We start from the raw sequence: 10,227 nt of genomic DNA, 5'->3' as shown, positions 1-10,227 counted from the left end.
GTGGTCCCGGGTGGGCGGCGGTGAGCCTCGGGGGTGGGGATGCGGGATCTTCGGGACAAGATGATCGTGGCGTTGGACGCCGTCGGTCTCGGTGACCCGGTCCGTGCGCAGGTGGCCGAGATCTGCGCCGGGGTCGCCGAGCAGCACTGCCGGGAACTCGGCCACGCGACGCAGCCGCGCTGCGGTGAGATCGGCGAGCTGGCCAGCGGCGAGCCCGCACTCACCTGGGCGCCCACCGAGACCGGGCAGCGGGCCTGGTAACGGTCCCCGCGCCGGTCTGGCCCGGGCACGCGGCGGCCGGGCCCGGGCGGCGGCCTGTGGTGCGGTGACCGCCCCCTCGCCGGTCGAGAGCCCGCAAGGCCACGGAGTGGGACGCGCTGGTTGTGCGGGCGCGCGAGCTGGCGCCGGGAGACGCAGGCCGCGTCGCCTGACGCCTACGGCAGCGGGCGGGGTCAGGCCTCGATCTCGGCGCGGTCGGCGGACCAGCGGGTGTGGAAGGTGCCCTCGCGGTCCACGCGCTGGTAGGTGTGCGCCCCGAAGTTGTCCCGCAGCGCTTGGACCAGGGCGGCGGGCAGCCGCTGCGCGCGCAGCGCGTCGAAGTACGCCAGCGACGACCCGAACGCGGGCGCGGGCACCCCGGCCCGGGCCGCCTCGGCCACCACCCGCCGCCAGCTCGGCACGCCGTCGTTCACGGTCTCGGCGAACCACGGCGCCACCAGCAGCGTCGGCAGGTCGGGCCGCTCGTCGTACGCCTGGCGGATCCGGTCGAGGAAGCGGGCCCGGATGATGCAGCCGCCCCGCCAGATCGTCGCGGTGCCGCCCAGGTCGATCCCCCAGTCGTACTCCCGGGAGCCGGCCCGGATGTGGTCGAAGCCCTGCGCGTACGCGACGATCTTCGAGGCGAGCAGGGCGCGGCGGACGTCCTCGACGAAGGCGTCGGAGTCCTCGACCCGCCAGGTCGCGCCCGCGTCCGGAAACGCCCGGCGGGCCGCCTCGCGCTGGTCGGCGTGCCCGGACAGCGACCGGGCGAAGGTCGCCTCGGCGATGCCGGTGATGGGTATGCCCAGATCGAGCGCGCTCTGCACCGTCCAGCGGCCGGTGCCCTTCTGCTCGGCGCGGTCCAGCACGACGTCCACGAAGGCCCGCCCGGTGGCCGCGTCGGTGTGTGCCAGCACGTCCGCGGTGATCTCGATCAGGAAGGACTCCAGCTCGCCGGAGTTCCACCCGCGGAAGATCTCCGCGACCTCCGCCGGCTCCGCGCCCAGCCCGGCCCGGAGCAGGTCGTACGCCTCGGCGATGAGCTGCATGTCGGCGTACTCGATGCCGTTGTGCACCATCTTGACGAAGTGCCCGGCGCCGTCCGGCCCGATGTGCCGGCAGCACGGCACCCCGTCCACCTGGGCGGCGATCCGCTCGAAGATCGGCCCGAGCGTGCGGTACGACTCCGCGGACCCGCCCGGCATGATGCTCGGTCCGCGCAGGGCACCCTCCTCGCCGCCGGAGACGCCGGTGCCGACGAAGTGCAGGCCGTGGGCCCGCAGCGCCTCCTCCCGCCGGCGGGTGTCGGCGAAGTGCGCGTTGCCGCAGTCCACGACGATGTCGCCGGCGTCGAGCAGGGGGACCAGCTCGTCGACCACGGCGTCGGTGGGCTTGCCCGCCTTGACCATCACGATGAGCGCCCGGGGCCGCTCCAGCGACGCGACGAAGTCGGCCATCGACTCGGCGGGCAGGAAGGTCCCCTCGTCGCCGTGCTCCGCGACGAGGCTGCGGGTGCGTTCCGGCGAGCGGTTGTGCACCGCCACGGCGAAGCCGTTGCGGGCCAGGTTGCGGGCCAGGTTGCGGCCCATCACCGCCAGCCCGGTCACGCCGATCCGCGCCGTCGCCCGCCCGGCCATCCGTCCGCCCTCCGCCGTCGAGACCTGTCGCGGCGACCGTATCGCGGGCGGGGCGGCCCGGAGGCCGTGTCGGGCAGCCCGTCACCGGGTGGTGGTCCAAGGCGCGCGGGGCTGGCCGACGATCCGCCGCCGGGCGGTCTCCGCGGAGCGCGACCGGCCCGCCGTCGACCCCGCCGGTAATTCGGCTGCGCGCGACCGGTCGGGCGGCTACCGTGTGGGCATGCGCAACTGACGCCCCACCTCCGAGCCGACCCGCCGCATGGCCGCGGGTCCGCGTGCTCCCGGGCGTCCGCATTCCGCACCTGCCGCCGAGGCGGCGGTGTTCCTCGTGGCCGATCCCGGGCAGCAGTCCCGATCCCGCCCGACCGTCGCGCGACGGTCGCCGAACGAGGCGGGCCAGCTCACCGGACGTCGCTCCGGTGCGGAAGGGCCCGCAGACCCGAGGAGGCACCGGATGCCCGCCAGGCGCAACCCGAAGAAGTCCCGTACCACCGTCCCCACGCCGTCCGTCGCGGACCTGACGCCGGTCAACCTCGACGAGGTGGCGGTCGCGCCGGTCGTGCCGGTGCTGCCGGTCGACCGGCCGGCGGCCCCGAAGGCCGGTCCGCCGGTCTCCGGCGCCGGGCGTTCCGGCGCGCTGCGCGGCCAGAAGGCCGGGCAGGCCCGCCGGTACGCCTTCCGGCGCAGCTGACGGCGCCGGCCGGGTGGAGCCGTCGTCACCGGCGACTCCACCCGGCCCGTCCGCCGCCCGGCCCGTCCGCCGCCCGGCCTGTCCGCCGCCCGGGCGGGCGGCGTCAGCCGCTCGACGGGCTACGTCAGCCCGTCGGCGGGCGGCGTCAGCCGATCAACGGGCGGAAGGTGCCGAGCAGCACGCTCACGGTCAGCGCGGCCCCGGCGAGCACCGCCGCGCCGATGATCAACAGGCCGTCGGCGACCACGAAGTGCTGTCGCCGGGCGACGGTGCGCGGGGTCCCGGCGTCGAAGCCCCGGGCGTCCATCGCCACGGCCAACCGCGTGCCCCGTCGGATCGCCCCGACCAGCAGCGCGAAGGCCGTCGACACGAACAGCCGCAGCCGCGCCAGCGGGTTGCGGCCGGCCTCGACCCCCCGCGCGCGGCGGGCCATGGAGATCATCTGCCACTCCTGCCCCAGCAGCGGCACGAGCCGGAACGCGGCCAGCGCCCCGATGGCGAAGCGGGCCGGCGCCTTCGCGTTCTGGATCAGCGCGTCCGCCAGGTCGGTCGGGTCCGTGGTGGCGAAGACGATCACGCCGGGCAGCGCGACCGCGAACATGCGCAGCACCAGGCCGAGCGCGGTGAGCAGCACCCCGGAGGTGACCACCGCCGGCCCGGCCTCGACCAGCACCCGGCCGGAGCGCTCGGCCGCGAAGAGCACCAGCGTCACCACCACGCCGACCGCGCCGACGAGCAGCGGCCAGGCCCGCCGCGCCAACACCCGCAGGCGGACCCCGAACAGCGGCAGCACGGCCAGCTCGACGGCGATTGCGATGGCCGGGGCCACTGGGTCCAGGGTGGCGATCAGGATGAACGAGAACACCAGCGCCGCGGCGAGCTTGGCCACCGGGTTGCGCCGGGCCAGCGGCGCCTCCGGCGCGGCGACGGGCTCGAAACTGATCACGCCCGCTCCAGGGTGACGCGGCGATCTGCCAGGGCGGCGACGAACTCCGGGTCGTGGGTGACGGCGACCAGGCCGTGCCCGGCGTCGCGCAGCTCGGCGAAGAGGTCCACCAGCTCCAGCCAGGTGCGCCGGTCCTGGCCGAAGGTCGGTTCGTCGCAGACGAGCAGGCGGGGGGCGGTGGCCAGGGCGGTCGCCACGCTCAGCCGCCGGGCCTCCCCGCCGGAGAGGGTGTACGGGTTGGCCGCCGCGAGCTTCGTCAACCGCAGCCGGGACAGCAGCCCGTCCACAATGGACCGGATTGCCGCCTCGGGCTGGCCGGTGCGGCGCGGGCCGAGCGCCAGCTCGTCGTAGACCGTGTTGGTGACGAACTGGTGCTCCGGGTCCTGGAAGACCGAGCCGACCCGGCGGGCCAGCGCCGGGGCGCGCCAGCGGTGCGGGGGAGTGCGGGCGCCGTCGCCGGCCAGTGCCGTCGTCGCCGCGACCCGACCGGCTCCGGGCCTGAGCAGGCCACCGAGCAGCAGGGCGAGGGTCGACTTGCCGGCCCCGTTGGGCCCGAGGACGGCGAGCGCCTCGCCCGCGCGTACCGCCAGGTCGACGGCGGCCAGCCGGGGCGGCAGGGCGAGCCGGTCGGCGGTGAGCAGCACGTCGCCGGCCGGCGCGGTCGCGTGGCGGGGCGGTACCGGGCGGCCGGGCACCCAGACGCCCTCGTCGGCGAGCGCGTCGCCGTGCGTGCCGAAGACCGCCTCGGGCGTGCCGTCGGCGCGGACGCCGCCACCCGGTTCGAGCACGACCACCCGGTCGACCAGGGGCAGCGCCTCGGCGACCCGGTGCTCGACCAGGATCAGCGTGGTGTCGGCGTCCAGCGCGCCGGCCACCGCCGCCCGGATCAGCGCCGCGCCGGTCGGGTCGAGGTTGGCGGTCGGCTCGTCGAGCAGCAGCAACCCGGGCCGCAGCGCCAGCACCCCGGCCAGGGCGAGCCGTTGCTGCTCGCCGCCGGAGAGCGCGGCGGTGGGGCGGTCCCGGGGGTACGGGAAGCCGACCCGGATCAGCGCCTCGTCGACGCGGGGCCAGATCTCCCCGGCGGGGACCCCCCGGTTCTCCAGTCCGAACGCCACGTCGTCGCCGCTGCGGGCCATCACGAGCTGGGTCTGCGGGTCCTGGAAGACGATGCCCACCCGTTCCCGGCCCTTGCGGGGGTCGAGCCCGTCGATCTCGACGGTGCCCTCCTGCTCGCCCGAGTCCTCGGGCAGCAGCCCGGCCAGCGCGGCGAGCAGGGTGCTCTTGCCGGCCCCGGAGGGCCCCAGCAGCAGCACCCGCTCGCCGGCCTCGACGCGCAGGTCCACCCCGCGTACGGCCCACGCCCGTCGCCCGGCGTGCCGCCAACCTCATGATCGACCCCATTTCCGTGGTGCGGGTCAGATCGGGGCGCGGTCGCGGGCGGCGGGGAACCGGTCCAGGGCGCCCGTGGTGGCCAGGGCGCGGGTCAGGGCCCAGCCGCCGGCACCGGCGACGACGGTGGCGCTGACGATGGTGAGCAGGGCGTACGGGATCCGGTAGCTGCCCAGGGCGTACTCGCTGTTCCAGACGAAGAAGTCGAACAGCGCCGCGCCGAGGCCGGTCAGCGCGCCGGCGAGCAGCGCGGTGGGCAGCCGGAACGAGCGGTAGCGGAACGCGGCGAAGGCCAGCTCGGCGCCGAGTCCCTGGATCAGGCCCTGGACGATGGTGACGCCGCCCCACTCCGAGCCGAGCAGCGCGGAGACCGTCGCCGCCACCGCCTCGCAGAAGAGCGCCGCGCCGGGCTTGCGGATCACCAGGCCGCCGAGGACGGCCGGGACCAGCCACACGCCGTACATGATCGCCTGGCCGGCCGGGAAGAACGCGAACGCCGGGTCGACGGCCCGCCACAGCAGGCCCCAGGCCCAGAAGATGACGCCGAAGGCCACCGCGATCACCGCGGCGACGACGACGTCGACGGTGCGCCACCGGGTGGTGGTGTTGTTGTCTCGCATGATTGCTCCCAGTCCCGAACGAGAACCAGGAGAAGACGCACGCCGCGCCCGGATGTGCCGGACGTCGACGCGGCTGGAGGTCGACCGAACTCCCTGCGCTGGCATTACCCAGATCAGGTTCGAGGGTCTGCGGGCGGTGCCCGCACTCTCAGCGCTGTGCGCTCCCCTGTCGGATGTGAAGTTGTCGCGCCGACGCTAACACCTTTGAAGATCATCGGGCAAAGTGATCTTTCCGCAGCTCACCTGCGCGTTCGATCGACGCGGTCGATTCCGCCCCGGTACTCTCGGGCGGCCACTGGAGAACCGGCAGAGGGACACGTACGTGACATCCGAGGCTGAGCGCCGCGTGCCGGACGGGCCGCGTCCGGGCGCGGTGGGCGTGGCCGCCCCGGGCGTACGCGAGGAGACGCCGGCGGCGCCCCGCCGCCCGGAGCGGCGGATCGGGTCGGTGGAGGTGCTCGCCGGCCTGCTGATCCTGCTGATCGTCTTCCGCGAGCCGCTCGCCCGCGCCCTCTCCGCGCCCCGGTTGCAGACCTGGACCACCGTCTTCGTCTCGGTCATGGTGCAGGCGGTGCCGTTCCTGGTCTTCGGGGTGCTGCTCTCCGCGGTGATCGCGGTCTTCGTGCCCCGGTCGTTCTGGGCCCGGGCGCTGCCGCGCCATCCCGCGCTCGCGGTGCCGGTGGCCAGCGCGGCCGGCGTGGTGCTGCCCGGCTGCGAGTGCGGGGCGGTGCCGATCGCCGGCTCGCTGATCCGGCGCGGGGTCACCCCCGCCGCCGCCCTGGCGTTCCTGCTCGCCGCCCCGGCGATCAACCCGATCGTGCTCACCGCCACCGCGGTGGCCTTCCCCGACGACCCGGCGATGGTCCTCGGCCGGGCCGTCGCGAGCCTGGTCGTCGCGATGGCCATGGGCTGGCTGTGGCTGCGCCTCGGCCGGGCCGACTGGATCCGGCTGCCGCGCCGGCCGGAGCTGGACGACAGCTCGCGCGGGCGGGCGTTCTGGGGGGCGGTCCGGCACGACGTCACGCACGCCGGCGGGTTCCTGGTGATCGGCGCGGCGGCGGCGGCCACGATCAACGTCGTCGTGCCGGAGCGCTGGTTGCAGACCCTCGCCGACGACCCCGTGCTCTCGGTGCTCGCGCTGGCCGGGCTCGCGGTGCTGCTCTCGCTCTGCTCCGAGGCGGACGCCTTCGTCGCCGCCTCGCTGTCGCAGTTCTCGCTGACCTCCCGACTGGTCTTCCTGGTGGTGGGGCCGATGGTCGACCTCAAGCTCATCTCGATGCAGGCCGGGGTCTTCGGCCGGCGGTTCGCGCTGCGGTTCGCCCCGACCACCTTCGCGGTGGCCGTCGCGGTGGCCGTCGCGACCGGGGCGGTGCTGCTGTGAACCGGCAGGCGCAGGCGGTCGTCCTGCTGCTGCTCGGGGGCGCGGTGGTCCGGGCCAGCCTCACCGACCTGCACCTGCGCTACGTCAAGGAGGGGTTGCGGCCCTTCCTGATCGCCGCCGGCCTGCTGCTGGTGGCCGCCGCGGTGATGACCCTCTGGTACGAGCTGCGCCCGATCCTGCGGCGCACGCCCGCCGACCAGCACGACGCGCAGGACCACGACGACGCGCACGACCACGACGGGCACGGCCACCACGAGCCGCGGGTCGGCTGGCTGCTCATCCTGCCCGTGCTGGGCCTGCTGCTGGTCGCCCCGCCGGCCCTGGGCTCGTACGCGGCCGGCCAGGCCGGCACCGCCGTCACCACCCGGCAGCAGCCGTCCGACTACCCGCCGCTGCCCGACGGCGACCCGGTGCGGGTGGCGGTGCTCGACTACGCCTCCCGGGCCCTTTTCGACCGGGGCGCCTCGATCGGCGACCGCCGGGTCCAGCTGACCGGCTTCGTCACCACCGGTCCCGACGGCCGGCCGCTGCTGGCCCGGATGGTGCTCTCCTGCTGCGCCGCCGACGGGCGGCCGGTGAAGCTGGGCCTGACCGGCGCGGCCCCCGACCGGCTCGCCGACGACACCTGGATCGAGGTGACCGGCCGCTACAGCGACCGGATCGCCCGGGACCCGGTCAACGACGCCGAGATCCCCTACCTGGACGTGGAATCCTGGCGGCAGGTGCCCGCACCCCGGCAACAGTACGAGTGACCCGCGCCGACCGTGGGTAGGCTCACGATCATGCGGATCGAGGCCCGGGGGTTCACGTTCGACGTCCGCGTCGGCGGACCGGAGGGCGGCGCGCCCGTCCTGCTGCTGCACGGCTTCCCCCAGCACGGCGGGGAGTTCGACGACGTGGTGCCGGCGCTGCACGCCGCCGGCCTGCGCACGTACGCGCCGGACCAGCGCGGCTACTCGCCGGGCGCGCGACCCGAGGCGGTCGAGGCTTACCGGCTGCCGGAGCTGGTCGCCGACGCGGTGGGCCTGCTCGACGCGCTGGGCGTCGACGCGGCGCACCTGGTGGGGCACGACTGGGGCGCGATCGTGGCCTGGGCCGTCGCGGCCCACCATCCCGAGCGGGTCCGCACGCTGACCGCAGTCTCGGTGCCGCACCCCGGCGCGATGGTCTGGGCGCTGACCGAGGACGCGGGGCAGAAGGCGCGCTCGGCGTACATGACGCTGTTCCGCAAGCCGGGCAAGGCGGAGAAGGCGCTGCTCGTGCTGGGCGCGACCGGACTGCGCCGGATGCTGCACGGGGTCGGCGACGACGCGCGGGTGGCCGCGTACGCGGACCCGATGCGCGAGCCGGGCGCGCTGACCGCCGCGCTGAACTGGTACCGCGCCATGTCCCGCCGGGACCTGGCGGCCACCGGGCCGGTGGCGGTGCCGACCACGTTCGTGTGGAGCGGCCGCGACATCGCGATCGGCCGGACCGCCGCCGAGGCGTGCGCCGAGCACGTGACCGGCGACTACCGCTTCGTCGAGCTGCCCCGGGTGAGCCACTGGATCCCCGACGAGGCGCCCGCTCCGCTGGCCGAGGCGATCCTGGCCCGCGTGCACGACCCGGTGTGACCCTCCCCGCGACACCGCCCGGCGGACGCCGGGCCCCCACCCCGACGGAGGTACGACATGGACGGAGCAGACATGCCGGTGAGCGCCGAGGAGTTCCTGGCCGTGGTGACCGCCACGATGAACCGGGTGGCCCAGAGCCAACGCGAGGCGGTGGGGCGGGCCGCCGACCTGATCGCCGAGGCGGTACGCGCCGACGGCGTGGTCCAGGCGTTCGGCACGGGCCACTCCGAGGCGCTGGCCATGGAGATCGCCGGGCGGGCCGGCGGGCTGGTCCCGACGAACCGGATCGCCCTGCGGGACCTGGTGCTGCTCGGCGGCGCCCCGACGGACGTGCTCGGGCCGCTGCTGGAGCGCGACCCGTCGGTGGCGCACCGCCTCTACGAGCTGGCCCCGATCGGCCCCCGGGACGTCTTCGTGCTCGCCTCCAACTCCGGCGTGAACGGCGCGATGGTGGAATTCGCGTCGCTGGTCAAGGAGAAGGGCCACGGGCTGGTCGCGATCACCTCGGCGCAGCACTCCGGGCAGATGACCTCGCGCCACCCGTCGGGGCGCAAGCTCGCCGACTTCGCCGACGTGGTGCTCGACAACGGCGCCCCGTACGGCGACGCGACGCTGCCGCTGCCCGGCGGCGGCGCGGTCGGCGCGGTCTCGTCGATCACGGCGGCGCTGCTGGCGCAGCAGATCACGGTCGAGGTGGTGGCCCGGCTGCTGGCGGCGGGGGAGCGTCCCCCGGTCTACCTGTCGGCCAACATCGCCGGGGGCGACGAGCACAACAGCGCCCTGGAGGCCCGGTACGCCGGCCGGATCCGGCGCGGCTCCTGACCGGGCGGATCGGCGCGTCCGGCGGCGACGTGAGTCGGTTTCGCGCGTCGGCCGGTGGGGCATCAGCGATGCTGCCGCCGGCCGCCCCCGCCGGCAGTACCGTCTGACCGGAGGTAGCGCGTGTCCAAGGAAACCGAGAAGCAGCGCTGGCAGCGCAACTTCGCCGACCTGCTCCAGGAGTTGCGGGTCGCCCAGACCGGTGTGCAGATCCTCTTCGCCTTCCTCCTCACCCTGCCGTTCAGCAACGGCTTCACCCGCACCAGCGGCTTCCAGAAGGACGTCTACATCGTCGCGTTGCTGGCGGCGGCCGCCGCCACCGCGATGATCATTTCGCCGGTGGCCTTCCACCGCGCGCTGTTCCGGCAGGGCCGCAAGCCGGAGCTGGTCCGGTTCGCCCACCGGATGGCCAGCGGCGGCCTCGCCTTCATGCTGATCTCGATGGTCAGCGCGGTCCTGCTGATCACCGACTTCGTGCTGGACCGGAGCATCGCCCTGGTGCTCAGCGGACTCACGGGGCTCTGGTTCCTCACCTTCTGGGTGTTCCTGCCGTTCTCCCGGCGCAACTGGGGCGACGACGACAGCGACGACGAGGACGACGAGCCACGGTCCCTCGGCGACTGACCGAAGTCGACGCGACTCGATATTTACCGAACGCTACCCCTGGGTAACCCCCGGGGGTAGCGTGCTGTTGTCGAGCACGTTGACGCATCCGGACCGAGGTTCGAGGGGGCCGCCGTGACCGCGACACAGAACAGCCGACCCGCGCCCGACGAATCAGGCGCCGACCAGCCGGCGCCGACCGCCGCCGACGGCCCGCCGACCGCCGCCGACGGCCCGCCGACCGCCGCCGACGGCCCGCCGACCGCCGCC

Annotated in this window: 11 protein-coding genes and 1 riboswitch; of the genes, 7 read left to right on the top strand and 4 right to left on the bottom strand. The window is 75.2% G+C overall.

The genetic code is table 11. From position 1 onward, the window contains the following. Positions 1 to 39 precede the first annotated feature (39 nt). The gene (locus ACSNN9_RS26125) at positions 40 to 261 is read left to right on the top strand and encodes a thioredoxin reductase (RefSeq protein ID WP_436675860.1); all 222 of its coding nucleotides are present in this window, start codon (positions 40 to 42) and stop codon (positions 259 to 261) included. 191 nt (positions 262 to 452) lie between these two features. On the opposite strand, the gene gndA is transcribed toward ACSNN9_RS26125, so the two are convergent. Continuing rightward, on the bottom strand, positions 453 to 1,895 hold the full coding sequence (gene gndA, locus ACSNN9_RS26120) for an NADP-dependent phosphogluconate dehydrogenase (RefSeq protein ID WP_436675859.1): 1,443 nt from the start codon (positions 1,893 to 1,895) through the stop codon (positions 453 to 455). Positions 1,896 to 2,349: 454 nt separating this feature from the next. Between gndA and ACSNN9_RS26115 the strand changes: the two genes are divergently transcribed. Beyond that, positions 2,350 to 2,586 carry a hypothetical protein gene (locus ACSNN9_RS26115; RefSeq protein ID WP_357871910.1) on the top strand — a complete coding sequence of 79 codons (237 nt, stop codon included), beginning with the start codon at positions 2,350 to 2,352 and terminating at the stop codon, positions 2,584 to 2,586. Positions 2,587 to 2,731: 145 nt separating this feature from the next. On the opposite strand, the gene ACSNN9_RS26110 is transcribed toward ACSNN9_RS26115, so the two are convergent. From ACSNN9_RS26110 to ACSNN9_RS26100, 3 genes are all read right to left on the bottom strand, one after another. Beyond that, on the bottom strand, positions 2,732 to 3,532 hold the full coding sequence (locus ACSNN9_RS26110; RefSeq protein ID WP_436675858.1) for an energy-coupling factor transporter transmembrane component T family protein: 801 nt from the start codon (positions 3,530 to 3,532) through the stop codon (positions 2,732 to 2,734). Next, positions 3,529 to 4,875 (bottom strand): ABC transporter ATP-binding protein, encoded by a 1,347-nt coding sequence (locus ACSNN9_RS26105; RefSeq protein ID WP_436675856.1) that lies wholly within the window; start codon positions 4,873 to 4,875, stop codon positions 3,529 to 3,531. Before ACSNN9_RS26105 ends, ACSNN9_RS26110 begins: the two co-directional genes overlap by 4 nt. A 72-nt stretch (positions 4,876 to 4,947) precedes the next feature. Further along, complete coding sequence (locus tag ACSNN9_RS26100; protein WP_358091117.1) at positions 4,948 to 5,541, bottom strand: ECF transporter S component; 594 nt, start codon at positions 5,539 to 5,541, stop codon at positions 4,948 to 4,950. A gap of 72 nt (positions 5,542 to 5,613) precedes the next feature. Further along, positions 5,614 to 5,719: riboswitch (TPP riboswitch) on the bottom strand. Positions 5,720 to 5,920: 201 nt separating this feature from the next. Between ACSNN9_RS26100 and ACSNN9_RS26095 the strand changes: the two genes are divergently transcribed. The 5 genes from ACSNN9_RS26095 (at position 5,921) to ACSNN9_RS26075 (ending at position 9,978) form a co-directional block, all read left to right on the top strand. Further along, on the top strand, positions 5,921 to 6,922 hold the full coding sequence (locus tag ACSNN9_RS26095) for a permease (protein WP_436675862.1): 1,002 nt from the start codon (positions 5,921 to 5,923) through the stop codon (positions 6,920 to 6,922). Further along, on the top strand, positions 6,919 to 7,674 hold the full coding sequence (locus tag ACSNN9_RS26090; RefSeq protein ID WP_436675854.1) for a TIGR03943 family putative permease subunit: 756 nt from the start codon (positions 6,919 to 6,921) through the stop codon (positions 7,672 to 7,674). Before ACSNN9_RS26095 ends, ACSNN9_RS26090 begins: the two co-directional genes overlap by 4 nt. Positions 7,675 to 7,704: 30 nt before the next feature. Then, positions 7,705 to 8,535, top strand: coding sequence for an alpha/beta fold hydrolase (locus tag ACSNN9_RS26085; RefSeq protein ID WP_357871897.1), 831 nt, complete (start codon positions 7,705 to 7,707; stop codon positions 8,533 to 8,535). A 72-nt stretch (positions 8,536 to 8,607) separates the two neighbouring features. Further along, a complete protein-coding gene (locus ACSNN9_RS26080) occupies positions 8,608 to 9,357 on the top strand; it encodes a sugar isomerase domain-containing protein (RefSeq protein ID WP_436675861.1) in 750 nt (249 codons plus the stop codon). Positions 9,358 to 9,477: 120 nt separating this feature from the next. Then, positions 9,478 to 9,978, top strand: a complete 501-nt coding sequence (locus ACSNN9_RS26075) for a DUF6328 family protein (RefSeq protein ID WP_436675852.1) — start codon at positions 9,478 to 9,480, stop codon at positions 9,976 to 9,978. Positions 9,979 to 10,227: the final 249 nt, after the last annotated feature.

This window comes from Micromonospora sp. URMC 107, assembly GCF_051386315.1.
Taxonomy (GTDB): Bacteria; Actinomycetota; Actinomycetes; order Mycobacteriales; family Micromonosporaceae; genus Micromonospora.
This window is presented reverse-complemented; position numbering and strand designations above follow the sequence as displayed.

Bases quoted from the DNA above. Each gene is read 5' to 3' on its own strand.
- ACSNN9_RS26125 (WP_436675860.1), top strand. From the start codon at position 40: ATGCGGGATCTTCGGGACAAGATGATCGTGGCGTTGGACGCCGTCGGT.
- gndA (WP_436675859.1), bottom strand. From the start codon at position 1,895: ATGGCCGGGCGGGCGACGGCGCGGATCGGCGTGACCGGGCTGGCGGTG.
- ACSNN9_RS26115 (WP_357871910.1), top strand. From the start codon at position 2,350: ATGCCCGCCAGGCGCAACCCGAAGAAGTCCCGTACCACCGTCCCCACG.
- ACSNN9_RS26100 (WP_358091117.1), bottom strand. From the start codon at position 5,541: ATGCGAGACAACAACACCACCACCCGGTGGCGCACCGTCGACGTCGTC.
- ACSNN9_RS26085 (WP_357871897.1), top strand. From the start codon at position 7,705: ATGCGGATCGAGGCCCGGGGGTTCACGTTCGACGTCCGCGTCGGCGGA.
- ACSNN9_RS26080 (WP_436675861.1), top strand. From the start codon at position 8,608: ATGCCGGTGAGCGCCGAGGAGTTCCTGGCCGTGGTGACCGCCACGATG.